Genomic DNA, 24,750 nt, shown 5'->3' with positions numbered 1-24,750 from the left:
AGAAGCCAGGTTCCTTTTTATAAGGTGCGTAATCCTGAGAAGCGCCGGATAGTACCACAGGCAGAGGCCCGCGAGCTGCATCCGGCGTAACTCGAACGAGGGTTCAGTGGAGGCGCTTGCGACACATGAGCTTCGCCATTTTCGCCGCATCTGGCCGCTCGACCACGCCCTTTTCGGTGACGATCGCGTCGATCAGGTCGGCCGGCGTTACGTCGAACACCGGATTGACCACCGCCACCTCGGCGGCGACCCGGCGACCGTCCAGTTCCAGCAGCTCGCGCCCGTCGCGCTCCTCGATGGGGATGTCGTCGCCCTCCTCCAGGCTCATGTCGATGGTCGAGCTGGGCGCCACCACCATGAAGCGCAGGCCGTGGTGCATGGCGTTGACCGCCAGCTGGTAGGTGCCGATCTTGTTGGCCACGTCGCCGTTGGCGGTGATGCGGTCGGCACCGACTATGACCCAGGTGATCGACTCGGTCTTCATCAGATGCGCGGCGGCGGCATCGGCGTTGAGGCTGACCGGCACGCCGTCGCCGGCCAGCTCCCAGGCGGTCAGGCGCGAGCCCTGCAGCCAGGGCCGGGTCTCGTCGGCATAGACCCGCTCGACCAGCCCGGCCAGGTGGGCGGCGCGGATCACGCCCAGCGCCGTGCCGAAGCCGCCGGTGGCCAAAGCCCCGGCATTGCAGTGGGTAAGCAGTTTCTGCGGGCCGTCCTGATGCTTGCGGATCAGCTCCATGCCCAGCTGGGCCATGGTCAGGTTGGCCTCGCGGTCGCTGTCGAGGATGCCGACCGCCTCAGCCTCCAGCGCCGCCAGCACCTCGCCGTCATTCTTGACGCGCTGCAGGCGCTCGCGCATGCGCTCCAGAGCCCAGCACAGATTGACCGCGGTCGGTCGCGATGCGGCCAGCGCGCGAAAGTCCTCCTCCAGCGCCGCCCGCCAGTCGCCGCCCGCCGCCAGGCGCGCCCGTGCGCCGAGCAGCAGGCCGAAAGCCGCGGCGATGCCGATGGCCGGCGCGCCGCGCACCACCATGTCGCGGATGGCCTGGGCCACGGCGACGGCCGAGTCATGGCCCAGCCAGACCTGCTCGCCCGGCAGCAGGCGCTGATCCAGCAGAAACAGCGTGCCGTCGCGCCACTCGATGGCCTTAACCTTCTCCGCCGCCAACAGTTCGTCGCGCATGACATCTCCACCCGGTGAAACAAAAAGCCGCGGATTATAACGAGCCGCCTTCAGTTATACTGCCGCCACCTTTTTATTGCCCGGAAATCACCTCATGCCCGAGTCCCGCCAGCCGCTCGACCTGCTGCTCCTGCCGACCTGGCTGGTGCCGGTCGAACCGGCCGGCGTGGTACTCCGCGACCACGGCCTGGGCATCCGCGACGGCCGCATCGCGCTGATCGCGCCGCGCGCCGAGGCCCTGCGCCACCCGGCCCAGGAAGTGCGCGAACTGCCGCAGCACCTGCTCACCCCCGGCCTGGTCAATGCCCACGGCCATGCCGCCATGACCCTGTTCCGCGGCCTGGCCGACGACCTGCCGCTGATGAGCTGGCTGCAGGAGCATATCTGGCCGGCCGAGGCCAAGTGGGTCGACGAGGGCTTCGTGCGCGACGGCACCGAGCTGGCCATCGCCGAGCAGCTCAAGGGCGGCATCAGCTGCTTCTCCGACATGTACTTCTTCCCGGAAGTGGCCAGCGAGCTGGTGCACAAAAGCGGCATCCGCGCCCAGCTGACCATTCCCGTGCTGGACTTCCCCACCCCCGGCGCGCGCGACGCCGAGGAGGCCCTGCGCAAGGGCCTGCGTCTGTTCGACGACCTCAAGCAGCACCCGCGCATCCGCGTCGCCTTCGGCCCCCACGCGCCCTACTCGGTCAGCGACGACAAGCTCGCCCAGGTGCTGATGCTGGCCGAGGAGCTGGACGCCGGCATCCACATGCACGTCCACGAGACCGCCTTCGAGGTGCAGCAGAGCCTGGAACAGCGCGGCGTGCGCCCGCTGCAGCGACTGGCCGACCTCGGCCTGCTCGGCCCGCGCTTCCAGGCCGTGCATATGACCCAGATAGATGAAGCCGACGTGGAACTGCTGGTGGCAAGCAACAGCAGCGTGATCCACTGCCCCGAATCCAACCTCAAGCTGGCCAGCGGCTTCTGCCCGGTGGAGAAGCTCTGGCAGGCCGGGGTCAACGTCGCCATCGGCACCGACGGCGCGGCCAGCAACAACGATCTCGACCTGCTCGGCGAGACCCGCACCGCCGCCCTGCTGGCCAAGGCCGTGGCCGGCAGCGCCACCGCCCTGGATGCCCACAGCGCCCTGCGCATGGCCACCCTCAACGGTGCCCGCGCCCTCGGCATGGACGAGCAGATCGGCTCGCTGGAGCTCGGCAAGCTGGCCGACCTGGCCGCCTTCGACCTCGCAGGATTAGCCCAGCAGCCGGTCTACGACCCAGTGTCGCAGCTGATCTACGCCGGTGGCCGGCAGTGCGTGAAGCACCTCTGGGTCGGCGGCAAGCAGCTGCTCGACGACGGCCGCCTGAGCCGCCTGGACGAAAACAGAATCACCGCCACCGCGCGCGCCTGGGGCGAGCGCATCGCCGCCAAGAATTCGCTTTGAAGAGAAACCTGCCATGAGCAACGTCGACCACGCCGAAATCGCCAAATTCGAGGCCCTCGCCCACCGCTGGTGGGACCGCGAGAGCGAGTTCAAGCCACTGCACGACATCAACCCGCTGCGGGTCAACTGGATCGACGAGCGCGTCGGTCTGGCCGGCAAGAAGGTGCTGGACGTCGGCTGCGGCGGCGGCATCCTCAGCGAGGCCATGGCCCAGCGCGGCGCCAGCGTCACCGGCATCGACATGGGCGAGGCGCCGCTGGCCGTGGCCCAGCTGCACCAGCTGGAATCCGGGGTCGAGGTCGAGTACCGGCAGATCACCGCCGAGGCCCTGGCCGAAGAAATGCCTGAGCAGTTCGACGTGGTCACCTGCCTGGAGATGCTCGAACACGTGCCGGACCCGGCCTCGGTGATCCGCGCCTGCTACAAGATGGTCAAGCCCGGCGGCCAGGTGTTCTTCTCCACCATCAACCGCAATCCCAAGGCCTACCTGTTCGCCATAGTCGGCGCCGAATACGTGATGCGCCTGCTGCCGCGCGGCACCCACGACTTCAAGAAGTTCATCCGCCCCTCCGAGCTGGGCGCCTGGAGTCGCGCCGCCGGCCTGCAGGTCAAGGACATCATCGGCCTGACCTACAACCCGCTGACCAAGCGCTACAAGCTGGAAGCTGACGTCGACGTCAACTACATGATCCAAACCCTGCGCGAGGAGTGAGGCGCATGGCCCTGCGAGCGATTCTCTTCGACATGGACGGCACCCTGCTGGACACCGCGCCGGACTTCGTCGCCGTGTGCCAGGCCATGCGCGCCGCCCACGGCCTGACGCCGGCGGACGAACAGCGCATCCGCGACGTGGTCTCCGGCGGCGCCCGCGCCATGGTCGAGGCCAGCTTCGACCTGGCGCCCGAGGCCGAGGGCTTCGAGGCCCTGCGCCTGGAGTTCCTCGAGCGCTACCAGGAGCACTGCGCGGTGCTCAGCCGGCCATTCGCCGGCATGCCCGAGCTGCTCGCCGACATCGAGGCCTCGCGCCTGCTGTGGGGCGTGGCGACCAACAAACCGGTGCGCTATGCCGAGCCGATCATGCAGCAGCTGGGGCTGGCCGAGCGCAGCGCCGTGCTGGTCTGCCCCGAGCATGTCGAGCGCAGCAAGCCCGCTCCGGACATGCTCCTGCTGGCCTGCGAGAAGATGGGCGTGGCGCCGGCCGACACCCTGTTCGTCGGCGACGACCAGCGCGATATCGAGGCCGGCCAGGCCGCCGGCTGCAAGACCGCGGCCGTCACCTACGGCTACATCCACCCCGAAGACAACCCGCGCCACTGGGGCGCCGACCTGGTGGTGGGGCATCCCCTGGAGCTGCGCGCCGCGCTCGAGCGCGCCCTGTGCGGCTGCTAGCGCAGCAGCTGCAAGCTGCAAGCTGCAGAGCGGATGGCCGCCCCGCATAATGCCCAGAATTCCCCTGTCTTCCGCTTTTTCTTGATGCCTGCAGCCTGAGGCTTGCAGCTCTCCGAAGGAGATTTCCCATGTTCGACTACCAAGCCCGCCCCGATCTGCTCAAGGACCGCGTGATCCTGGTCACCGGCGCCGGTCGCGGCATCGGCGCGGCCGCCGCCAAGAGCTTCGCCGCCCACGGCGCCACCGTGCTGCTGCTGGGCAAGAGCGAGGAGAACCTCAACCGGGTGTACGACGAGATCGAGGCCGCCGGGCATCCGCAACCGGTAGTGATCCCCTTCAACCTGGAGACCGCCCTGCCGCACCAGTACGACGAGCTGGCCGCCACAGTCGAGGCCGAGTTCGGCCGCCTCGACGGCCTGCTGCACAACGCCGCCATCGTCGGGCCGCGCACGCCGCTGGAGCAACTGTCCGGCGACAACTTCATGCGTGTCATGCAGGTCAACGTCAACGCCATGTTCATGCTGACCAGTACCCTGCTGCCGCTGCTCAAGCTGTCCGACGACGCCTCGGTGCTGTTCACCTCCAGCAGCGTCGGGCGCAAGGGCCGCGCCTACTGGGGCGCCTACGGGGTGTCCAAGTTCGCCACCGAGGGCCTGATGCAGACCCTGGCCGACGAGGTGGACGGCATCGCCAACGTGCGCGCCAACAGCGTCAACCCGGGTGCCACCCGCACCGGTATGCGCGCCCAGGCCTACCCGGGCGAGAACCCGGCGAACAACCCGCTGCCGGAGGAGATTCTGCCGGTCTACCTGTACCTGATGGGCCCGGACAGCCGGGGCGTCAACGGCCAAGCCTTCGACGCCCAGTGAGCCCGCCGGTTTTCCGACGGGCGCCGGCAGGGCGGCATCAGATTGCCATCAGCGCCGCCAGATAACCGGCAACAGCTCGCCACAAACCTCGCAAAATGCTCATTAAGCCAATGATTTTAAAGTAATTAATATCATTGGCACGGAACTCGCTTAACCCCTCTCGTCCAACGCGCACAGTGCCAGAGGTTGAGCCCCATGGTTCCGCACACTCCGTCCAACACCATCGATTTCGACGCCGCCAAGCTGCAGCGCCTGGGCTACGCCAGCCGTAGCCGCCAGGCGCTCAGGCCGGTGAGCCTGGCGCAGCTGCGCCAGCAGCTGAGCCTGCAGCTGCAGACCTCGCTGGAAGTCGAGCGCATCCTCGGCCTGTTCTTCCAGGAAGTGCAGCGCCTGGTGCCGCTGAGCGCCCTGAGCTACCAGCTGCAGGCCTGCGACCTGCGCCTCGAGCTGGGCGAGCGCGCCAACCACTCGGCCGGCTATCGCCTGAGTCACCAGGGCGAATACCTCGGCGAACTGGTGTTCCGCCGCAACCAGCGCTTCAGCGACGACGAACTGGGCCAGCTGGAGTCGCTGCTGGCCAGCCTGCTGTTCCCGCTGCGCAACGCCCTGCTCTACCGCTCGGCCCTGCAGAGCGCACTGCGCGACCCGCTGACCGACACCGGCAACCGCATCGCCATGGACCAGGCCCTGCAGCGCGAGGTCGACATGGCCCGGCGCAGCCTGCAGCCGCTGTCCGTGCTGATGCTGGACATCGACCACTTCAAGGACATCAACGACCGCTTCGGCCATGCCACCGGCGACGAGGTGCTCAAGGCCGTGGCCGCCGCCCTCAAGGACAGCCTGCGCAACATCGACATGGTGTTCCGCTATGGCGGCGAGGAATTCCTCGTGCTGCTCTCCAACACCGGCCGCGAAGCCGCGCAGATGGTCGGCGAGCGCCTGCGCCTGGCCGTGCTGGGCCTGCAGTACCTGGTCGAGGGCCAGGCCCTGGACATCTCCATCAGCCTGGGCTGCGCCAACCTGCTGCCGGGCGAGTCGGCCGAAAGCCTGCAGCGCCGCGCCGACAACGCGCTCTATGTGTCCAAGCGCGAGGGCCGTAATCGCCTGTCCATGGCCGGTTGAGCCACGCGCAAAGAAGGTTCATTGGGGGCTGGAAAGCGCGCCTTGATGCCGGACTGGCAAGATTGTTCTTGGTGGCCAAGCTGGTTTTCGCGCCTTCCGATGCTTCTTGTTTCGCCCTCCCTGGGCGACTCACTTTTCTTTGTTTGCGCAAAGAAAAGTAAGCAAAAGAAAGCGCACCCCGACATCCGGGTCTCGCTGTGCTCGACTTCCCTCCTTCCGGTGTCGCTCCGGGGGCCGTCACGAAGGGACGTCCCTGTCCCTTCGTTCCTCACTCGGCGTCCTGCCTCGCGTCCCCCTGCGCAACACCTCCACTCGGCCTGCTGACGGGGACTCCGGCTCCGAGCTGCTTGATGCTTTTTCTCTTCTTTTCACTCTGCTCTCGCGAACTGTCAGGCAGCGCCAAACGCCCCTTGCAGAAGGGTGAGTGGAATCGTTGCGTAGAGGGGTGAGCCGCAGGGATGCGGCGAAAGGCTTAAAGGGCCATGGAGGGCCCTTGTAAGCCGACCCTCGGAGAGACGATGGAGCGAACGAACCCGGAGCGAAGCGCAGGGCCGGATGAAGGGGCAAGCGTTTTGCCTACTTTTCCGCGACTGGAAAAGTAGGTCGCCCGGGGAGGGCGAAACAAGAAGCATCGGAAGGCGCGAAAACCAGCTTGGCCACCAAGAACAATCTTGCCAGTCGGGTATCAAGACACAAAAAAGCCCCGGCATTCCAGGGCTCAGGAAAGTCCGCCGCAGCGAACCGGACTATCTCAATGCAGCTTCATCAGCGCCTCGCGGCTGAACGGCAGGATGTCGCCCTCGCGGCCATCGCGCACCTTCACCGCCCAGTCCGGGTCGACCAGCAGGGCACGTCCCACGGCCACCAGGTCGAACTCCTGCCTGTTCAGGCGCTCCAGCAGGTTCTCGATGCTGGCCGGCTCGGCGACCTTGTCGGTGTTGACCATGAACTGCAGGAACTCGCCGTCCAGGCCGACGCTGCCCACGGTGATGGTCGGCTTGCCGGTGATCTGGCGGGTCCAGCCGGCCAGGTTGAGGTCGCTGCCGTCGAACTCCGGTTCCCAGAAGCGCCGGGTCGAGCAGTGGAAGATGTCCACGCCGGCCGCGGACAGCGGCTCGAGGAAGGCTTCCAGCTCCTCGGCGCTGTGCACCAGGCGCGCGCTGTAGTCCTGCTGCTTCCACTGCGAGAAGCGGAAGATGATCGGGAAGTCCGGGCCGACGGCGGCGCGCACGGCCTGGATCAGCTCGATGGCGAAGCGCGAGCGGCCGGCCAGGTCGCCGCCATACTCGTCGCTGCGATTGTTGCTGCCTTCCCAGAAGAACTGGTCGATCAGGTAGCCGTGGGCGCCGTGGATCTCCACGCCGTCCATGCCGATGGCCTTGGCGTCGCGGGCGGCCTGGGCGAAGGCGGCGATGACCTCGGCGATGTCCTCCTTGCTCATGCCATGCACCACCACCTTGCCGTCCTTGAGCTTCTCGCTGGGGCCGTAGCCCGGCACGCCGGCGTCCGGTTCGGTGCCCAGCTTGCGCACGTTGCCCACGTGCCACAGCTGCGGGACTATCTTGCCGCCCTCGGCGTGCACGGCCTCGACCACCTGCCTCCAGCCGGCCAGGGCATCCTCGCCGTAGAAGCGCGGCACATTCGGGTAGCCGTTGGCGGCCTTGTGGCCGACCGTGGTGCCCTCGGTGATGATCAGGCCGACGCCGGCTGCGGCGCGACGGCGGTAGTACTCCACCACCTTGGCATTGGGCACGCCACCCGGGGAGAAGGAACGGGTCATGGGCGCCATCACCACGCGGGTCGGCAGCTCCAGGCTGCCCAGGCGGAAGGGTGCGAACAGGGCTTGAACGGGGGCGGTCATGGGTACTCCTTGGGCCGGCCAGGCGACCGGTCGTCTCGTCGATGGGCAAAAAAAGAACTGTCAGGGCCGCAGCAGCAGCTCCAGACGCCGAATGAAGTCTTCCAGTGGCAGCAGGCTGCGGCCGACCTTGAGGCGGGCCAGCACGCCCTGCCAGGCATTGGCGATGAAGGTGGCCAGGTTGGCGCAATCCTCGTCGGCGCTCAGCTCGCCACGGGCCCGGGCCTGCTCCAGGCAGCCCTGCAGGATCTCCACCGAGGCCTGCTGGATACGCTCCACCTCGGCGCCGATGGCCGGCAACACCTCGCTCATCTCGAAGCTCAGGCTGCCGATGAAGCAGTGGTATTCGAGTCGCTCCTGGCGGGAAAAATGCGCCAGCAACTCGCGGTAGTAACCGAGGATGCGCGCCCGCGGGCTCGCCACCGGGTCGCCCAGGGCCTCGGCGTAGCGCGCCAGGCGCGGGCCGTAGACGAACTCCAGGGCCTGCAGGGCGAAGTCTTCCTTGCTGGCGAAGTAGTGATAGAAGCTGCCCTTGGGGATGCCGGCGGCCTGGACGATTTCCTGCACGCCGGTGCCGTGGTAGCCGCGGCGGGTCATCACCTGCGAGCCCTTGGCCAGGATCAGGTCACGCTTGTCGAGTCGGGTGGCATTGTTCATGGCGGCGAGCATATGACCGGTCGTCTCGCCTCGCCCAGCACTATTGATCCGGGTGATTAGGGGCCATGCGGGAGAGGGGCTGTCGAGCCAGGGGAAGAACTGCAGAGCGCGTCGCCTCAGGCGCAGGAACGAGCCCTGCTCGCGCGGCTTGTGAAACGACCGGGCTCGCGGACAGAGGCGAGAGCCGCCCCGAAAGAAAAACACCGCGCCAGCGCGTAATGCTGTTCACTTAAGAAAACGCCGCGACTTCTTTACAGAGCCGCGGCGTTCTTCTGGCCTGTGTCTGCCTGGGGGCACACTGCGCAATGCCATGACCTAGATGTCGCGGTGTCTTGAGAGCGCTCCCCTCTCCCGCCGGGAGAGGGGCTGGGGGTGAGGGCGTTTCGGCGAGTCCCTCACCCCGACCCTCTCCCAGGGGGAGAGGGAGAACAACAGCCTGAACCAAGAAAAGTCCGACCGTGGCCGTGATGCCGCTAAGTGAACAGCATTACGCGCCAGCGTGGTGCTTCTCGAGCGAACGGCGGGAGTATGGCGCGGTGGGCGTCAGCCCAGGGCCTGCTCGATGGCCTGGATCAGCGCCGGGTCGTCCGGCGTGGTGCGCGGCGAGAAGCGCGCCAGCACGCGACCGTCGCGGCCGACCAGGAACTTCTCGAAGTTCCAGGTGATGTCGCCGGGAAACTCGGCGCCCTCGCCCGCCAGCAGACGGTACAGCGGGTGGCGGCCGGGGCCGTTGACCTCCAGCTTGCAGCCCAGCGGGAAGGTCACCCCGTAGTTGAGGCTGCAGAACGCGCGAATCTCGTCTTCCGTGCCCGGCTCCTGGCCGGCGAACTGGTTGCACGGCACCCCCAGCACGGTGAAGCCGCGCTCGCGGTACTCCTGGTACAGGTTCTCCAGGCCGGCGTACTGCGGGGTCAGGCCGCACTTGGAGGCCACGTTGACCACCAGCACTATCTGGCCCTTGTAAGGCGCCAACGGCAATTCCTGGCCATCCAGCGCACGCAGATTGAGATCGTGAAAGGCACTCATCGGCTGACTCCTCGTGGACAAAAAAGGCGCCCATGGGCGCCTTTTCGGTTAGCTCAGCTTAGCAGCCGCGACGCCGCATGACATGACCATAAGTCGTCTTGCAGCAACGACCCGGTGGTCGAGCGAGCGTGCGTGCTAGAGCCGTGCGATCAGTGGTGATGACCGCCTTCGCCGTGGATGTGGCCGTGGGCGATCTCTTCGGCGTTGGCCTCGCGCACGTCGACTACCTTGACCTGGAAGTTCAGGCGCTGGCCGGCCAGCGGGTGGTTGCCGTCGACGATCACGTCGTCGCCCTCGATGTCGCGGATGGTGACGATCTGCATGCCGCCGTCCGGGCCGGAGGCGTGGAACTGCATGCCCACTTCCAGCTCGTCGACGCCTTCGAACATGCTGCGGTTGAGGGTGGCGACCAGCTCGGCGCTGTACTCGCCGTAGGCATCGCCCGGCTCGATGGCCACGCTCAGCTCGTCGCCGGCCTGCTTGCCCTCGAGGGCCTTCTCCAGACCGACGATGATGTTGCCGGCACCGTGCAGATACACCAGCGGAGCGCCACCGGCGGAGCTGTCGATCACCTCACCGGCATCGTTGGTCAGGGTATAGTCGATGGACACGGCCTTGTTGGCGGCGATCTGCATGGAGGGAAAACCTTTTGCAAGAGAATGGAAAGGGGCCAAGTCTACCCGTCATGCCGGCCGAATGCGACCGCAGGGCGGACGGACGGACCACGCTGCAGGGTTTCCACCAGGACGAGGACGGCCATTGGGTGGCCGAGCTGTCCTGCGGCCATACCCAGCACCTGCGCCACCAGCCACCCTGGCAGAATCGCGCCTGGGTCACCGACCCCGCGGAGCGTTTGCGCCATATCGGCCAGCCCTTCCCCTGTGGCTGGTGCGCGCAAACGGATAGGGAATAAGTCATCCCGGCACGACGGTCCGTCGCTCAAGCCCTCCTGAAAGCCCTGGCGCCTCGGTCGAGCGCCTCGGCAATCGCAGGCGGCGCCTCGCGCGTGATCAGGCGCGGCAGGCCCGGCGGTATTCGCCGGGGCCGACCCCGTAGCTCTGCTTGAACTGCCGGCCGAGGTGGCTCTGGTCGGCGAAGCCCAGGCGCATGGCCACCTCGAGCGGCGCGCAGCCCGCGCGTAGCAGCGCGCGTGCCTGCTCCAGGCGCCGCTGGCGCAGCCAGGCGTGCGGCGGTAAGCCGGTGGCGCGGCGGAACACTCGGGCGAAGTGGAAGGGCGACAGGCCCACCGCCGCGGCCAGCTGCTCCAGCGACGGCGGCTCGGCCAGGCTGGCGCCCAGCAGCTCCTTGGCCAGCGCCACCGCCCGCGGCTCGCGCCCGGCGCCGCGGGGCTCGGCCACCCGTGCATGGCGCTGCAGCAGTTGCAGCATCACCTCGCGCCATAGGGTCTGGCGCTGCAGGACCGCCGCATCCGGGCTCTCCAGCAGGCGATGCAAGCGGAGCAGCGCCGCCACCAGATCGGCATCGCCGTGCACGCTGCCCTGGAACATCGGCGCGCTGCCATGGGGCAGCTCGAGCTCGGCCAGCAGCGCCTGGAACTGCTGCGGTCGTGGGTAGAACACCCGGTAACGCCAGCCCTGCTCGCTGGCCCTGGAGCCGGTGTGCACCTCGTCCGGGTTGAGCAGGGCGAAGCTGCCGGCGGCGGCCAGGTGCTCGGCGCCACGATAGCGGTAGCGCTCGGCGCCCTCCTCCAGCACGGCGATGGCATAGCTCTCATGCACATGGGGATCGAAGCTGTGTTCGATGAAGCGCGCCGAGAGCAGCTCCAGGCCGTCCAGCTCGGCCACCGAGCTGAAGCGCGAGCGCTCGGCGTCAGGCGGCATGGGCGTGCTCCGGGGCCGGCGCGGGGCGGCACTGGCGCTGAACGATGGGCACGGGAAGGCTCCGCTGCGTCGACAATGGCCGACCACGTTAGAGTCTCAGCCCGCCTCGGTGCAAGTCGCGCCGCAGCGGTAACGGGCGGCGCGCGCCTGCGACCATGGTCGGCCTGACGCGCGCGCGCGGCCGTGCGAGACTGGGCAGCAATCGGACCCTCGCCCTGGAGCCCGCATGTCGCTGTCCGGCGGACTGATCGCCTTCGTCGCCCTGGCCTACATGGCCCTGCTGTTCGCCATCGCCTTCTACGGCGACCGCCGCCGCGCGCCGCTCAAGCCCCGCCAGCGCGCCTGGGTGTTCAGCCTGTCGCTGGCGGTGTACTGCACCAGCTGGACCTTCTTCGGCGCGGTCGGCCAGGCCGCCGGCGAGCTGTGGTCGTTCCTGCCGATCTACCTGGGGCCGATCCTGGTCCTGCTGCTGGCGCCCTGGGTGCTGGAGAAGATGGTGGCGATCAGCAAGCGCGAGAACATCACCTCGATCGCCGACTTCATCGCCGCCCGCTACGGCAAGTCGCAGAGCCTGGCGGTAGTGGTGGCATTGATCTGCCTGGTCGGCGTGCTGCCCTATATCGCCCTGCAGCTCAAGGGCATAGTCCTCGGCGTCAATCTGCTGGTAGGCACCGAGCCCAGCCCGAGCCGCGGCCAGGACACGGCGCTGATCGTGTCGCTGGTGCTGGCCCTGTTCACCGTGCTGTTCGGCACCCGCAGCCTGGACGTCACCGAGCACCACCGCGGCATGGTGCTGGCCATCGCCTTCGAGTCTCTGGTCAAGCTGCTGGCCTTCCTCGCCGTCGGCCTGTTCGTCACCTGGGGCCTGTTCGACGGCTTCGACGACCTGCTCGGCCAGGCCCGCAGCAGCCCCGAGCTCGAAGGCTTCTGGAGCAGCACCCTGAGCTGGCCGTCGATGCTGGTGCAGACCGGCCTGGCGATGGCCGCCATCATCTGCCTGCCGCGCCAGTTCCACGTCGCCGTGGTGGAGAACATCGAGGCCTGCGACCTGCGCCTGGCGCGCTGGGTGTTCCCGCTGTACTTGCTGCTGGCCGCGCTGTTCGTGGTGCCCATCGCCCTGGCCGGCCAGTTGCTGCTGCCGGCCGGAGTGGCGCCGGACTCCTTCGTCATCAGCCTGCCGCTGGCCGAGGCGCATCCGTCGCTGGCCCTGCTGGCCTTTATCGGCGGCGCCTCGGCTGCCACCGGTATGGTCATAGTCGAGGCGGTGGCGCTGTCGACCATGGTCTGCAACGACATGCTGCTGCCGCTGCTGCTGCGCCGGCAGAGCACCGAGCGGCCGTTCGAGGCCTTCCGCCACTGGATGCTCAGCGCGCGGCGCCTGAGCATCCTGATCATCCTGCTGCTCGGCTACGTGTGCTATCGCCTGCTCGGCACCAACGCCAGCCTGGCCACCATCGGCCAGCTGTCGTTCGCCGCCATCGGCCAGCTGGCGCCGGCCATGTTCGGCGCCCTGGTGTGGAAGCAGGCCAACCGCCGCGGCGTGTTCGCCGGCCTGGCCGCCGGCTGCGCGCTGTGGTTCTACACCCTGGTGCTGCCGCTGGTGGCCGGTGGCCTGCGCTGGTCGCTGGATGGCTTCCCGCTGCTGCCGGAGCTGCTCTACTACCCGCTCGGCATCGAGGTCGACCCGCTGACCCGTGGCGTGGTGCTGTCGCTGACCGGCAACCTGCTGCTGTTCGCCGGCGTCTCCTGGCTGACCCGCTCGCGGGTCGCCGAGCACTGGCAGGCCGGGCGTTTCATCGGCCTGGACACCGGCAACCGGCCCAGCGGCCGCCATCTGCTGGCGGTGCAGGTGGCCGACCTGATGGCCCTGGCCGCGCGCTTCGTCGGCGAGGAGAGGGCCCAGCAGAGCTTCGTGCGTTTCGCCGACCAGCAGGACAAGCCGTTCAACCCCGGGCAGAACGCCGACAGCGAGTGGATCGCCCACACCGAGCGCCTGCTCGCCGGCGTGCTCGGTGCCTCCAGCACCCGCGCCGTGGTGCGCGCCGCCATCGAAGGCCGCGAGATGCAGGTGGAGGACGTGGTGCGCATCGTCGACGAGGCGTCCGAGGTGCTGCAGTTCAACCGCGCCCTGTTGCAGGGCGCCATCGAGAACATCACCCAGGGCATCAGTGTGGTCGACCAGAACCTGCGCCTGGTGGCCTGGAACCGCCGCTACCTGGAGCTGTTCGACTACCCCGAAGGGCTGATCGGCGTCGGCCGGCCCATCGCCGAGATCATCCGCTACAACGCCGAGCGCGGCCTGTGCGGCCCCGGCGACGTGGAGGCGCATGTGAGCAAGCGCCTGTACTGGATGCGCCAGGGCAAGCCACACACCTCCGAGCGGCTGTTCCCCAACGGCCGGGTCATCGAGCTGATCGGCAACCCCATGCCCGGCGGCGGCTTCGTCATGAGCTTCACCGATATCACCGCGTTCCGCCGCGCCGAACAGGCGCTGCTGGAGGCCAACGAAGGCCTGGAGCAGCGGGTCGAGGCGCGCACCCGCGAGCTGTCGCAGGCCAACCAGGCATTCGCCGAGGCCAAGGCCAACGCCGAGGCCGCCAACGCCTCGAAGACCCGCTTCCTCGCCGCGGTCAGCCACGACCTGATGCAACCGCTCAACGCCGCCCGGCTGTTCTCCGCCGCCCTCTCCCTCCAGCAGGACGGCCTGCCGCGCGAGACCCGCGAACTGGTGCGCCACCTCGACAGCTCGCTGCGCTCGGCCGAGGACCTGATCGCCGACCTGCTGGACATCTCGCGCCTGGAGAGCGGGCGCATCGCCCCCGAGCGCAGCCAGTTTCCCCTGGCCCAGCTGTTCGAGGCGCTCGGCGCCGAGTTCCGCGTGCTGGCCCAGGAACAGGGCGTGGATTTCCGTCTGGTGCCCAGCCGCCTGTATGTCGACAGCGACCCCAAGCTGCTGCGCCGGGTGCTGCAGAACTTCCTCACCAACGCCTTCCGCTATGCCCGCGGCCGCGTGCTGCTCGGCGCGCGCCGCGAAGGCGGGCAACTGCGCCTGGAGGTGTGGGACCGCGGCCCAGGCATTCCCGAGGACAAGCGCCAGGTGATCTTCGAGGAGTTCAAGCGCCTGGACAGCCACCAGACCCGCGCCGAGAAGGGCCTGGGCCTGGGCCTGGCGATCGCCGACGGCCTGTGCCGGGTGCTCGACCATCGCCTGCAGGTGCGCTCCTGGCCGGGCAAGGGCAGCGTGTTCAGCGTCAGCGTGCCGCTGGCCCCGCAGCAGGGCGCGCAGCGGGTAGCCGTGCCCCCGGCGACGCACGAACTGGCCCTGGGCGGCGCCCAGGTGCTGTGCGTCGACAACGAGGACAGCATCCTCACCGGCATGCACAGCCTGCTGTCGCGCTGGGGCTGCCGGGTGTGGACGGCGCGCAACCGCCTGGAATGCGAGCACCTGCTGGACGAGGCGGTGCAGCCGCAGCTGGCGCTGGTCGACTACCACCTGGACGAGGGCGATACCGGCACCGAGCTGATGGCCTGGCTGCGCACCCGCCTGGGCCAGCCGCTGCCCGGCGTGGTGATCAGTGCCGACGGCCGCCCCGAACTGGTGGCGGCCGTGCACGCCGCCGGCCTCGACTACCTGGCCAAGCCGGTCAAGCCGGCCGCGCTGCGCGCGCTGATCAGCCGCCATCTGCCGCTCGGCTGAGGCGTTTTGCCCGCTGACCCAGTAGAATCCGCCGCACGCGCCAGGGCCGGCCGACATGACCTCGCGGTCAGACACAGCACTTGCCGTTCAGTGCACAAGCGTTAACCTTTTGCGCCGGACCGACTTGCCGCAGGGAGTGCAGCAGGTATCTCGACCCTCGACCCGGAGCTTTTCGCGCCCATGCTGCATTTCCTGCCCCATGCCCTGCGCGGCGTCCTCAGTGCCCTGCTGCTGGCCCTCAATACCCTGATCTGCTGCTGGCCGCTGTTCGGCGTCGCCCTGCTCAAGCTGCTGCTGCCCTTCCCCGCCGCCCAGCGCGCGCTGCGCTTCGCGATGCACGCCATCGCCGAGACCTGGATCGACGTCAACAAGTTCTGGATGAACCAGGCCGGCGCCACCCGCTGGGACGTCCAGGGCATGGAGGGCCTGGATATGCGCCACTCCTACCTGGTCACCAGCAACCATCAGAGCTGGGTGGATATTCTGGTGCTGCAGTACCTGCTCAACCGGCGCATGCCGCTGCTGAAGTTCTTCCTCAAGCAAGAGCTGATCTGGGTGCCGGTGATCGGCCTGTGCTGGTGGGCCCTCGAATTCCCCTTCATGAAGCGCTACAGCAAGGAATATCTGGCCAAGCACCCGGAAAAGCGCGGCCAGGACCTGGCCACCACGCGCCGCGCCTGCGCGCGCTACAAGAGCAACCCGGTGTCGGTGTTCAACTTCCTCGAAGGCACCCGCCTGACGCCGCACAAGCACGCCCAGCAGCAGTCGCCCTTCCGCCACCTGCTCAAGCCCAAGGCCGGCGGCATCGCCTTCGTGCTGGACGCCATGGGCGAGCAGCTGGACGGCCTGGTCAACGTCACCATCCACTATCCGGGCAGCGCCCCCGGCTTCTGGGACCTGCTCTGCGGCCGCCTCGAGCAGGTGGTGGTGCGCTTCGACAAGCTGGCGATCCCCGCCGAGTTCATCGGCAAGAATTACGACCAGGACGAGGCCTATCGCCTGAGCTTCCAGCAGTGGGTCAACCAGCTGTGGCAGGCCAAGGATACCCAGCTGGACGAACTGCGGCGGCAGTATCCGGGCTAAGCGTCGAACGCCTGGGGCGCTCCCGGCATGCGTGGCCCGGAAGGCTACGGCGGCGGTGTCTGCCAGGTCGACCAGTCCAGCTGCGCGGGAAAGGCGCTGGCCTGCTCCACCTTGAGCCCCGGCGCCACCAGGAAGCCCTGCAGGGTGCCGCAACCGTGGGCCAGCAGCCAATCGCGCTGCGCCAGGGTCTCCACCCCCTCGGCGATCACCTCCAGGCCCAGGTGATGGGCCAGGTCGATGATGGTGCTGACGATGGCCGCATCCTTCGGCGAGTCCAGCATGTTGGCGACGAACAGGCGGTCGATCTTCAGGGTGTCCAGCTCGAAGTGGCGCAGGTAGGCCAGCGACGAGTAACCGGTGCCGAAATCGTCGATGGCGATGCGCACGCCCAGCTCGCGCAGCTGGCGCAACTGCTCACGGGTGGTGTCGAGGTTCTGCATCAGCGCGCTTTCGGTCACCTCGATCTCAAGTTGCGCGGCCTGCAGCTGGTGTGTCTCCAGCACCCGACGCAGGTCGTCCACCAGTTGCGGCATGCCGAATTGCACCGGGCTGACGTTGAGGCTGAGCAATAGCTGCTCGCCGAACTGCGCCTGCCAGGCCCGGCACTGGCGCACGCCCTGGTTGAAGATCCAGTCGCCCAGGCGGTTGATCAGCCGGGTCTCCTCCAGCAACGGGATGAACACGCCGGGCGCGATGGTGCCACTCACCCGATGTTCCCAGCGCAGCAGCGCCTCGAAACCGCGCAGGCGGCCGCTGGCCAGTTCGATCTGCGGCTGGTAGATCAGCACGAAGTCGTCCTGCTCGATGGCCGTGCGCAGGCTCTCCTCCAGCATCAGGCGAGCGCGCGCCCGCCCGTTCATCTCCGGGGAGAAGAAGCGATACTGCTGGCGCCCGGCACGCTTGGCCTCGTACATGGCCATATCCGCCGCGCACAGCAGGCCGTCCACCGTCTGCCCGCACTCCGGATAGCAGGCGATGCCCACGCTGGCGCCCAGGGTGAACTCGACGCCCTCGAGCTTGTGCCGTACCGACACCAGCTCGATCAGCTTCTCCGCCACCCGCGCGGCATCCTCGGGATGTTCCAGGGAGTCGAGCAGGGCGGTGAACTCGTCACCGCCCATGCGCGCCACGCAGTCGTAGGGGCGCAGGCAGGTCTTCAATTGCTCGCCGACCTTGCGCAGCACCTGGTCACCGGCGGCATGGCCGAGCGAGTCGTTGATCCGCTTGAAGCCATCGAGGTCGAGGTAGAGCACGGCCATGCGCCTGCCCAGGCGGTCGACACGGGCCAGGGCGTTCTCCAGCGCCTGGTGGAAGCCACGGCGGTTGAACAGCCCGGTCAGGGCATCGGTGATCGCCTGCGACTCCAGCTGGGCGTGCAGGTCGCGCACCACCGACATGTCCAGGGCGATCAGCACCATGGAGCTCTGGTGCTGCGGCAACGGCGAGCAGGACAGCGCCGCCGGCAGGTAGCCACCGTCCAGGGTGGTCAGCACCGCGTCGTGGACGCGGTAGGTCTGGCCGGCACGCCAGTGGCGGTAGATCTCGCTGTCCTGCCAGTTGTCGGGCATCTGCGGCACCTGTAGGTAGGAAAGCAGGCGGCTGCCCTGCAGGTCGGCCACCTCGCCGCGCAGCATCCGCGCCATGGCCGGGTTGGCGAAGCGGATGATGCCCTGCGGGTCGATCACCAGGATGCCCTCGGAGGCATTCTCCAGCACCGAGGCGTTGAAGGCGCGCTCGCTGTCCAGCTGGCGGGTCAGCAGTTGCAGCTCGTGGCGATGGCGCTCCTGCTCCAGCAGGGTATTGATCTTGTGCCTGAGCACCTTGGGGTCGAAGGGCTTGAGGATGAAGTCCACGGCGCCGACCGCGTAGCCCCGAAGTACCGAATCCTCGGTATGCGCGATGGCGGACAGGAAGATGATCGGCGTGTAGCGGGTGCGCGGGTTGCCACGTATCAGGCGGGCCACTTCGAAACCGTCCATCTGCGGCATCTGCACGTCGAGCAACACCAGGCCGACCTCCTCCTCCATCATGCAGCGCAACGCCGCCTCGCCGGAGCTGACTGTGCGTACATCCCAGTCGCCATCGTCGAGCAGGGCTTCCATGGCCACCAGATTCTCTTCGCGATCGTCCACCACCAGCAGCACTTGCTGGGTCGCTACCGTTTCCGCCTGCAGCTGCGTCATATCCGTTCCTCCGTTCGCCCCTGCGCTGCATGACGCGGCGCATCGGCAACGGCCAGCCAGCGCAGCAGCATCTCCAGCAGTTCCTGGCGCCCCACCGGCTTGGCCAGGTAATCGTCGCAGCCCGCGCTGATGCACTTCTCGCGATCGCCCTTCATGGCATGGGCGGTCAGGGCGATCACCGGCACGCGGCAGCCGCGCTCGACCTTGAGGATGCGGGTGGCGCTGTAGCCGTCCATGTTGGGCATGGCCATGTCCATCAGCACCAGGTCGAGGGGTTCGCGGTCGAACAGCGCCAGCGCCTCCACACCATCCCTGGCCGGCACCACCGCCAGGCCCAGTTCGTCGAGCAGCGCGGTCATGGCGTAGATGTTGCGTACATCGTCGTCCACCAGCAGCACGCGACGGCCCTCCAGGCCCGGGTCGCCGGCCCGCGGCTTGTGCACATCGGCGAGAAAACCCTGCAATGCGGCGCTGAGCTGGGCGAGATCGTCGCCACTCTTGCGCACCACCACCGCCGAGTAGCGGCGCAGGCGCTGCAGATCCTGGCGAGTGACATCCACGCCGGTGTTGATCACCACCTGGCAACCCTGCAGCGGCCGCTCGCACTGCAGGGTCTCGAGCAGGTCGAAGCCATCGCGGTCGGGCAGGTCGAGGTCGATCACCAGCGCCTGGTAGTCACGCCCCCGATAGGCCTGCAGCGCCTCCTCGGCACCGCCCACGGCGGTGACGGCGAAGCCGATCTGCTGCAGATGCTCGCGATAGTGCTCGCGCTCGACCTCGACATCCTCCACCAGCAGCAGGGCCGGCGCCGGGGTGTCGGTCACGGCGATATGGCGAAAGACCCGTTCGAGGTCCTCGCGGGCGATCGGCTTGACCAGGTAGCGGGTGCCGCCCTCGTGCCAGTCCTGCGGTTGCGGCACGCAGGAGACGATGTGTACCGGCACGTCGCGGTACTGGGCCAGGCTGCGCAGGCGGCGGAAGATCTGCCAGCCGCTGATGTCCGGCAGCAGGATGTCGAGAATCACCGCGACGAAGCGCTCGCTCTGCAACAGGCCGATAGCCTGCTTGCCATTGCGGCAATGGACACTGGAGAAGCCATGGGCCTGGGCCGATTCGGCAATCACCGCGGCGAAGTTGAGGTCGTCCTCGACGATCAGCACGGTCGGCCCCGTACCGCTGCGCTGCGGCAACGCCGACTGCTTCTGCTCGACCGCCTCAGGCGTCGGCAGCGCGGTCACCGGCAGGCGCACGAGGAAACGCGCGCCCTGCCCCGGCGAACTCTCCAGAGCGATGCTGCCGCCCAGCACCTCGACCAGCTGGCGGGTGATGGCCAGGCCCAGGCCGGTGCCGCCGAAGCGCCGGCTGGTGGAGCCGTCGATCTGCTGGAAGGCCTGGAAGATGCGCTCGTGCTGGGCCGGGTCGATACCTATGCCGCTGTCACGAACGACGAACTGCAGGGTCTCGCGATCCTCGTCCAGGGGTATGGGCGAACGCTCGATGGACAGCTCGACCTCGCCACGCTCGGTGAACTTGAGGGCATTAGACAGCAGGTTGCGCAGGATCTGCTGCAGGCGCCCGCGATCGCTGTGGATCAGCCGGGGCAGCCCCGGCTCCAGATGGGTGATCAGGCGCAGGCCCTTGATCTCGGCCATCGGCCGCAGGCTGGAGTCCAGCTCCACCAGCAGGTCGTGCAGGTTCACCGGTTCGAGCTTGAGCTGCACCCGGCCGGCCTCGATCTTGGCCAGGTCGAGCACGTCGTTGATCAGCTGCAGCAGGTCATTGCCGGCCTTGTAGACGATGTCGGCATGCTTGACCTGTTTCTCGCTCAGGTTGCCGGCGGCGTTGTGCTTGAGCTGCTCGCTGAGGATCAGGATGCTGTTGAGCGGCGTGCGCAACTCGTGCGACATGTTGGCGAGGAACTCCGACTTGTAGCGGTTGGCCAGGGCCAGCTGCTCCGCCTGCTCGCGCAGGCGCTGCTCGGCGGCACGGCGTTCGCTGATGTCGATGATCACCGCCTGCACCAGCACATCGTCGCCGCTGCGCAGCGGCGACAGCCCCACTTCCAGCGGGATCAGCCGGCCGTCGCGATGCTGGCCGAACAGCTCGCGACTGCCGCCCATGCGCCGGGGCGTGGGGTCCTTGAGAAAGCCGTCGCGCAGCGTGGGATGCAGGGCGCGCATGGACTCCGGCAGCAACCGCTCCACCGGTGCGCCGAGCAGCTCGTCGCGGCCATAGCCGAACATCAGCTCGCTCTGCCGGTTGACCATGGCGATATGGCCACGACCGTCGACCAGCACTATGGCGTTGGGTGAGGCCTCCACCACCAGACGGAAGCGTTCCTCGGCGGCCTTGCGCTCGCTGATGTCGATGATCACCGCCTGCACCAGGGTCTCGCCGCCGACGCGCAGTGGCGACAGCCCCACCTCCAGCGGAATCAGCTGTCCGTCCCGATGCTGACCGAACAGCTCGCGGTTGCCGCCCATGCGCCGGTGCTCCGGGGCCTTGTAGAAGGCCTGGCGCAGGCCGACATGGCCGTGTCGCAGCGCCTCCGGCAGCAGCCGCTCGACGGGCGCGCCGAGCAGGTCGTCGCGGCCGTAGCCGAACATCAGCTCGGTCTGCTGATTGACCATGGCGATGCGCCCGTCGCCATCGACCAGCACCATAGCATTGGGCGAGGCCTCCACCACCAGGCGGAAGCGTGCCTCGCTCTCGCGCAGTTGCCGGCCCTGCCGCTCGCTGATGGCCAGGACCCGCTCGCGCTGGAGCAGGAAACCGCCGACCAGCAAGGCAAGCAACAGGGAGGCCAGCAGACCGCTGATCAGGCTGAGCGGCAGGCTGCTGTTGCTCACCGCTGCCTCGTAGGTCTGGGTGCTGACGACTCGTAGCACCCAGGTGCGGCCGTAGATGTCCAGTTCGCGGCGGGCCTCGAAGCGTGGCGAGTGGGCGCCGTTACCCACCTGGCCGAGCAGTGGATATTCGAGCGCCGCCTGGTCGACCAGTTCGATGCCGAACTGCTCGTTGCGGCCGAGGATGCCATGCATCAGGTCGCCCATGCGGAACGATCCCGAAACCATGCCCAGCAGTGCCTCGCGACGCTCCTCGACGCTGCTCAGCGGGGTGTCCTGGCGAAATACCGGCAGGTACAGCAGCACGCCCGTCTGCACATCCTTCTCGGACTCCTGCTTGAGGCGCAGCGGCCCGGTAAGCATCGCCTCGCCGCCGTCCCGCGCCTGGTCGATCGCCGCGCGGCGGGTCGGCTCGCTGTACATGTCGAAACCAAGCACCCGACGGTTGCGCCAGTCCAGCGGGTTGATGAAGTCGACTATCAGGTAGCGCTCGCGCTCACCGGCGGGATATGTCTGGAAGTCCTTGCGACCCCGTTCGTGCGTCCGAGCCACGAAGCCCGGCAACTGCTCCGCCTGCAGGTAACGGGCCCAGGCCAGTGCCTGAATTCCGGGGTAGTGCTCCTGCAAACGCAACTGGTCGGTGGCACGCTGCCACTCGGCGTCGGACACCTCCTCGCTGCCCGCGAGCAACCCGGACATGCCGCGCAGCACCATCTCGTAGGCATGCATGCGCTCGCGCACCGCAATCTCGATACCGTCCACGGCCAGGGCGAAACGACGCTCCTGGGCCTCGCGGCTGCCGCCCTCGAGAATAGTCCACTGCCAGAACACCAGCAGACTCAGGCCAACCAGCAGCAGCAGGCTGACCAGCAGGGGAATCCAGGGTTTGCGCGACGAGGTATCGTCCATGAAATGACCTGTTCCTCGGAGTCGGCGGGGTATCCCTGAGAGTGTAGTCAGGAATTGCCTCGCCAATGCCGGGCCGCATAAATGCGAAAGGCCCCTCGCGGGGCCTTCCTTCTATCCGGTCGTTATCAGTACTGCGCGCCGGGCAAGGGTCGCAGGGTCACTTCCACCCGGCGGTTCTGCGCCCGCCCCTCGGCCGTGGCATTGCTGGCGATCGGCTGATTCGGGCCGGCGCCGCGCGTGCTCAGACGCGAGGCATCGACGCCCTGGGCCAGCAGATAGTTGGCCACGCTCTGCGCGCGGCGCTGCGACAGATTCATGTTGTAGGCATGGCTGCCGGTGCTGTCGGTGTGACCGACGATCTCGATGCTGTTCTGGTTGTACTGGCGGAAGGACGAGGCCAGGTTGTTCAGCGGGGCGTAGAAGCTGCTGGCGATCTCCGCCGAATCGGTGGCGAAGGTGATGTTGCCGGGCATGATCAGCTGGATGGTGTCGCCCTGGCGCTGCACCTCCACGCCGGTGCCCTGCATGCTGCGGCGCAGCTCCTCTTCCTGCTTGTCGGCGTAGTAGCCATAGCCGGCACCGGCCGCGCCGCCGACGGCGGCACCGATCAGGGCGCCCTTGCCACGGTTGTCGTGGCTGATGGCGGCGCCGGCCACGGCGCCGGCCAGGGCGCCCAGGCCACCGTACTTGGCAGTCTTGCTCATGCCGCCGCTCTGGCCACCGGCCTGGTTATCATAGGGGTTCTGCGAGGCACAGCCTGTCACCAGGGCGACCAGGACGGCAGCGAGAGTCAGGCGTGAGGTATTCAGCATCTTGGGCTCCTGAATGCATTGGCGCCAGGCACCGGCCTGGCATGAGTTAGAACCGCGGTCGGGAGAAAGATTCCCGCTCGCTCAGGCTCGAATGAAGGGATTCTCGCGCATTTCGTCGCCCAGACGCGTATCGGGGCCATGGCCTGTGACCACCGTCGCGTCTTCGTCCAGGGTGTACAGGCGCCGGATCGAACGCTCGATGGTGGCGTAGTCGCCGCCCCACAGGTCGGTGCGACCTATGCCGCGACGGAACAGGGTGTCGCCGGCGATCAGCAGCTTGGCCTGGGGAAACCAGAAGCTGGTGGAGCCCGGCGTATGCCCCGGGGTGTGCAGCGCCACGCCGCAGCCGCAGGCCAGCTCCTCGTCGTCGGCCAGCCACTGGTCCGGCGCCGGCACCGGGGTATAGGGCACGCCGAACATGCGGCACTGCATCTCCAGGTTGTCCCAGAGGAACTGATCGTCCTTGTGCAGGTGCAGGCTGGCGCCGGTCCTCTCCTTCATCTGCCCGGAGGCGAGGAAGTGGTCCAGGTGCGCGTGGGTATGGATGATGCTGACCACCTTGAGGCCATGCTTGTCCAGACGCGCCATGATCAGCTCGGGGTTGCCGCCCGGGTCGACGACGATGGCCTTTTTGGTCACTGGATCGCCGATGATGGTGCAGTTGCACTGCAAAGGGCCGACCGGGAAGGTCTCGCGAATCAGGCTGGGTTGCGGGCTGTCGCTCATCTGGCATTCTCCTCGGGCGTCACGGGCTGCGCACGATAATCGCTCGGCACCCTGCCCGTCCATTTGCGGAAGGCGCGGCGGAAGTTGGAAGGGTCGCTGAAACCCAGCAACTGGGCGATCTCGAACAGCGGCAGGTGGGTGGTCTCCAGATATTGCAGGGCCAGGCGCTTGCGCACTTCGTCGAGCAGCTGCTGGTAGCTGGTGCCGGCGGCGGCCAGCTGGCGGCGCAGGCTGCGCCCGCTGGTGTGCAGGGCCCGCGCGGCGCTCTCCAGATCGGGGAAGTCGCCCGGCCGGGTCAGCAGCAGGCGGCGCACCCGGTTGAGGGGACCGTCCTGCAGATCCAGGCTGATCAGCAGCGCCTCGCACTGCTGCTCGCACATCTGCATGGTGGCCGGGTTGGCCAGGGCCATGGGGCGCGCCAGGTAGTGCCGCGGCAGGCGGAACCAGTGCCAGGGCTGCTCGAACAGGGCCGGCGCGCCGAAGGCTTCGCGATAGCGCTCGGCGTGCCCAGGCTCGGGGTAGGCGAAGCCGACCCGAACGCCCTGCGGGCGCTCGCCCAGGAGGAACTGGGCGATGCTGAACAGGCTGCCGAACAGCCCCTCGGCGGCGAAGCGGGCGAGCCCACCCAGGGGCAGCGACTCGCTGGCGCGCAACTCCAGCCAGCCCTCCTCCTCGACCAGCTCCAGTTCGAAGGTCAGCCCCAGCACCCGGTAGTACTTGAGGGCGAACTGCACCGCCCTGCCCAGATCGGCGCTGGACAGCAGGGCGTAGCCGAGGATGCCATGGGCGGAGGCGTTCAGGCGCAGGCCGAGCAGCAGCCCCAGCGCCGGCTCCTCGCACAGCAGCAGGGCCGCATGGGCGAGCTGATGAAAGTCGGCCAGCGCCAGCCGCCCCGTCGGATTGTGCAGCAGCTGCGGCCGCACGCCGGCCTGCTCCAGCAGGCGCTGGCGCGGCACGCCACGCTCCTCGGCCAGCGCCAGCAGCGCCTCGGCGTAGGCCAGGGGCGCCAGTTCGGCATGCAGAGCGGGAATCCTGTTCATGACGATAGTGGCCGGATATGACCCGAAAGATGGCTGAAGATAACCTTGTCCGGAAATGACCCGCAAGACCATAGTCGGGGCAT

General features: G+C 68.0%; 19 protein-coding genes. 8 read left to right on the top strand and 11 right to left on the bottom strand.

The annotated features are described in order from the left end of the window. Positions 1-103: 103 nt before the first annotated feature. Positions 104-1,180, bottom strand: coding sequence for an S-methyl-5-thioribose-1-phosphate isomerase (gene mtnA, locus AAFN46_RS04210; protein ID WP_347807442.1), 1,077 nt, complete (start codon positions 1,178-1,180; stop codon positions 104-106). Between the two features lie 94 nt (positions 1,181-1,274). Here mtnA and AAFN46_RS04205 point away from each other — a divergent pair, with 94 nt between their 5' ends. The 5 genes from AAFN46_RS04205 to AAFN46_RS04185 all read left to right on the top strand — a co-directional run bounded on the left by AAFN46_RS04205 (position 1,275) and on the right by AAFN46_RS04185 (position 5,989). Next, on the top strand, positions 1,275-2,609 hold the full coding sequence (locus AAFN46_RS04205) for a TRZ/ATZ family hydrolase (RefSeq protein ID WP_347807441.1): 1,335 nt from the start codon (positions 1,275-1,277) through the stop codon (positions 2,607-2,609). A gap of 13 nt (positions 2,610-2,622) precedes the next feature. Beyond that, positions 2,623-3,321, top strand: a complete 699-nt coding sequence (gene ubiG, locus AAFN46_RS04200) for a bifunctional 2-polyprenyl-6-hydroxyphenol methylase/3-demethylubiquinol 3-O-methyltransferase UbiG (RefSeq protein ID WP_347807440.1) — start codon at positions 2,623-2,625, stop codon at positions 3,319-3,321. A gap of 5 nt (positions 3,322-3,326) precedes the next feature. Continuing rightward, positions 3,327-3,998: an N-acetylmuramic acid 6-phosphate phosphatase MupP gene (gene mupP, locus AAFN46_RS04195; protein ID WP_347807439.1), complete on the top strand. Its 672-nt coding sequence runs from the start codon at positions 3,327-3,329 to the stop codon at positions 3,996-3,998. Positions 3,999-4,126: 128 nt separating this feature from the next. Next, positions 4,127-4,867, top strand: coding sequence for a YciK family oxidoreductase (locus AAFN46_RS04190; RefSeq protein ID WP_347807438.1), 741 nt, complete (start codon positions 4,127-4,129; stop codon positions 4,865-4,867). A gap of 195 nt (positions 4,868-5,062) precedes the next feature. Next, on the top strand, positions 5,063-5,989 hold the full coding sequence (locus AAFN46_RS04185; RefSeq protein WP_347807437.1) for a GGDEF domain-containing protein: 927 nt from the start codon (positions 5,063-5,065) through the stop codon (positions 5,987-5,989). Between the two features lie 751 nt (positions 5,990-6,740). On the opposite strand, the gene AAFN46_RS04180 is transcribed toward AAFN46_RS04185, so the two are convergent. The 4 genes from AAFN46_RS04180 to AAFN46_RS04165 all read right to left on the bottom strand — a co-directional run bounded on the left by AAFN46_RS04180 (position 6,741) and on the right by AAFN46_RS04165 (position 10,165). Then, positions 6,741-7,850, bottom strand: a complete 1,110-nt coding sequence (locus tag AAFN46_RS04180; protein WP_347807436.1) for an NADH:flavin oxidoreductase — start codon at positions 7,848-7,850, stop codon at positions 6,741-6,743. A gap of 60 nt (positions 7,851-7,910) precedes the next feature. Then, the gene (locus AAFN46_RS04175) at positions 7,911-8,516 is read right to left on the bottom strand and encodes a TetR/AcrR family transcriptional regulator (protein ID WP_347807435.1); all 606 of its coding nucleotides are present in this window, start codon (positions 8,514-8,516) and stop codon (positions 7,911-7,913) included. 531 nt (positions 8,517-9,047) lie between these two features. Then, positions 9,048-9,530: a glutathione peroxidase gene (locus tag AAFN46_RS04170; RefSeq protein WP_347807434.1), complete on the bottom strand. Its 483-nt coding sequence runs from the start codon at positions 9,528-9,530 to the stop codon at positions 9,048-9,050. Positions 9,531-9,679: 149 nt separating this feature from the next. Further along, positions 9,680-10,165 (bottom strand): peptidylprolyl isomerase, encoded by a 486-nt coding sequence (locus AAFN46_RS04165; RefSeq protein ID WP_347807433.1) that lies wholly within the window; start codon positions 10,163-10,165, stop codon positions 9,680-9,682. Positions 10,166-10,215: 50 nt separating this feature from the next. Here AAFN46_RS04165 and AAFN46_RS04160 point away from each other — a divergent pair, with 50 nt between their 5' ends. Continuing rightward, positions 10,216-10,443: a DUF3565 domain-containing protein gene (locus tag AAFN46_RS04160; protein ID WP_347807432.1), complete on the top strand. Its 228-nt coding sequence runs from the start codon at positions 10,216-10,218 to the stop codon at positions 10,441-10,443. 97 nt (positions 10,444-10,540) lie between these two features. Here AAFN46_RS04160 and AAFN46_RS04155 read toward each other — a convergent pair whose 3' ends face one another. Continuing rightward, entirely contained in the window at positions 10,541-11,371 is an 831-nt protein-coding gene (locus AAFN46_RS04155) for an AraC family transcriptional regulator (RefSeq protein WP_347807431.1), read from the bottom strand. A gap of 226 nt (positions 11,372-11,597) precedes the next feature. On the opposite strand from AAFN46_RS04155, the gene AAFN46_RS04150 reads away from it, so the two are divergent. Both AAFN46_RS04150 and AAFN46_RS04145 read left to right on the top strand, forming a co-directional pair. Continuing rightward, positions 11,598-15,068 (top strand): PAS domain-containing hybrid sensor histidine kinase/response regulator, encoded by a 3,471-nt coding sequence (locus AAFN46_RS04150; protein WP_347807430.1) that lies wholly within the window; start codon positions 11,598-11,600, stop codon positions 15,066-15,068. Positions 15,069-15,248: 180 nt separating this feature from the next. After that, the gene (locus tag AAFN46_RS04145; RefSeq protein WP_347807429.1) at positions 15,249-16,151 is read left to right on the top strand and encodes an acyltransferase; all 903 of its coding nucleotides are present in this window, start codon (positions 15,249-15,251) and stop codon (positions 16,149-16,151) included. Between the two features lie 44 nt (positions 16,152-16,195). Here AAFN46_RS04145 and AAFN46_RS04140 read toward each other — a convergent pair whose 3' ends face one another. The 5 genes from AAFN46_RS04140 to AAFN46_RS04120 form a co-directional block, all read right to left on the bottom strand. Next, positions 16,196-18,334, bottom strand: coding sequence for an EAL domain-containing protein (locus AAFN46_RS04140; RefSeq protein WP_347807428.1), 2,139 nt, complete (start codon positions 18,332-18,334; stop codon positions 16,196-16,198). Next, a complete protein-coding gene (locus tag AAFN46_RS04135; RefSeq protein WP_347807427.1) occupies positions 18,331-22,089 on the bottom strand; it encodes a CHASE domain-containing protein in 3,759 nt (1,252 codons plus the stop codon). The genes AAFN46_RS04140 and AAFN46_RS04135 overlap by 4 nt, the downstream gene beginning before the upstream one ends. A 125-nt stretch (positions 22,090-22,214) precedes the next feature. Then, positions 22,215-22,901 carry an OmpA family protein gene (locus AAFN46_RS04130; protein ID WP_347807426.1) on the bottom strand — a complete coding sequence of 229 codons (687 nt, stop codon included), beginning with the start codon at positions 22,899-22,901 and terminating at the stop codon, positions 22,215-22,217. An 81-nt stretch (positions 22,902-22,982) separates the two neighbouring features. Further along, the gene (locus AAFN46_RS04125; protein WP_347807425.1) at positions 22,983-23,627 is read right to left on the bottom strand and encodes an MBL fold metallo-hydrolase; all 645 of its coding nucleotides are present in this window, start codon (positions 23,625-23,627) and stop codon (positions 22,983-22,985) included. Continuing rightward, positions 23,624-24,667 carry an AraC family transcriptional regulator gene (locus AAFN46_RS04120; protein ID WP_347807424.1) on the bottom strand — a complete coding sequence of 348 codons (1,044 nt, stop codon included), beginning with the start codon at positions 24,665-24,667 and terminating at the stop codon, positions 23,624-23,626. The genes AAFN46_RS04125 and AAFN46_RS04120 overlap by 4 nt, the downstream gene beginning before the upstream one ends. Between the last annotated feature and the right edge of the window lie 83 nt (positions 24,668-24,750).

This window comes from Pseudomonas sp. CAU 1711, assembly GCF_039888625.1.
Classification (GTDB): domain Bacteria; phylum Pseudomonadota; class Gammaproteobacteria; order Pseudomonadales; family Pseudomonadaceae; genus Aquipseudomonas.
Note: the sequence above shows the minus strand (reverse complement) of the source record. Positions and strands in the feature narration are given on the sequence as shown.

Coding starts and splice junctions, on each gene's coding strand:
- mtnA (WP_347807442.1), bottom strand. CDS start 1,180: ATGCGCGACGAACTGTTGGCGGCGGAGAAGGTTAAGGCCATCGAGTGG.
- ubiG (WP_347807440.1), top strand. CDS start 2,623: ATGAGCAACGTCGACCACGCCGAAATCGCCAAATTCGAGGCCCTCGCC.
- AAFN46_RS04120 (WP_347807424.1), bottom strand. CDS start 24,667: ATGAACAGGATTCCCGCTCTGCATGCCGAACTGGCGCCCCTGGCCTAC.
- AAFN46_RS04185 (WP_347807437.1), top strand. CDS start 5,063: ATGGTTCCGCACACTCCGTCCAACACCATCGATTTCGACGCCGCCAAG.
- AAFN46_RS04125 (WP_347807425.1), bottom strand. CDS start 23,627: ATGAGCGACAGCCCGCAACCCAGCCTGATTCGCGAGACCTTCCCGGTC.
- AAFN46_RS04155 (WP_347807431.1), bottom strand. CDS start 11,371: ATGCCGCCTGACGCCGAGCGCTCGCGCTTCAGCTCGGTGGCCGAGCTG.
- AAFN46_RS04160 (WP_347807432.1), top strand. CDS start 10,216: ATGCCGGCCGAATGCGACCGCAGGGCGGACGGACGGACCACGCTGCAG.
- AAFN46_RS04140 (WP_347807428.1), bottom strand. CDS start 18,334: ATGACGCAGCTGCAGGCGGAAACGGTAGCGACCCAGCAAGTGCTGCTG.
- AAFN46_RS04190 (WP_347807438.1), top strand. CDS start 4,127: ATGTTCGACTACCAAGCCCGCCCCGATCTGCTCAAGGACCGCGTGATC.
- AAFN46_RS04135 (WP_347807427.1), bottom strand. CDS start 22,089: ATGGACGATACCTCGTCGCGCAAACCCTGGATTCCCCTGCTGGTCAGC.
- AAFN46_RS04170 (WP_347807434.1), bottom strand. CDS start 9,530: ATGAGTGCCTTTCACGATCTCAATCTGCGTGCGCTGGATGGCCAGGAA.
- AAFN46_RS04145 (WP_347807429.1), top strand. CDS start 15,249: ATGCTGCATTTCCTGCCCCATGCCCTGCGCGGCGTCCTCAGTGCCCTG.
- AAFN46_RS04180 (WP_347807436.1), bottom strand. CDS start 7,850: ATGACCGCCCCCGTTCAAGCCCTGTTCGCACCCTTCCGCCTGGGCAGC.
- AAFN46_RS04205 (WP_347807441.1), top strand. CDS start 1,275: ATGCCCGAGTCCCGCCAGCCGCTCGACCTGCTGCTCCTGCCGACCTGG.
- AAFN46_RS04130 (WP_347807426.1), bottom strand. CDS start 22,901: ATGCTGAATACCTCACGCCTGACTCTCGCTGCCGTCCTGGTCGCCCTG.
- AAFN46_RS04175 (WP_347807435.1), bottom strand. CDS start 8,516: ATGCTCGCCGCCATGAACAATGCCACCCGACTCGACAAGCGTGACCTG.
- AAFN46_RS04165 (WP_347807433.1), bottom strand. CDS start 10,165: ATGCAGATCGCCGCCAACAAGGCCGTGTCCATCGACTATACCCTGACC.
- mupP (WP_347807439.1), top strand. CDS start 3,327: ATGGCCCTGCGAGCGATTCTCTTCGACATGGACGGCACCCTGCTGGAC.
- AAFN46_RS04150 (WP_347807430.1), top strand. CDS start 11,598: ATGTCGCTGTCCGGCGGACTGATCGCCTTCGTCGCCCTGGCCTACATG.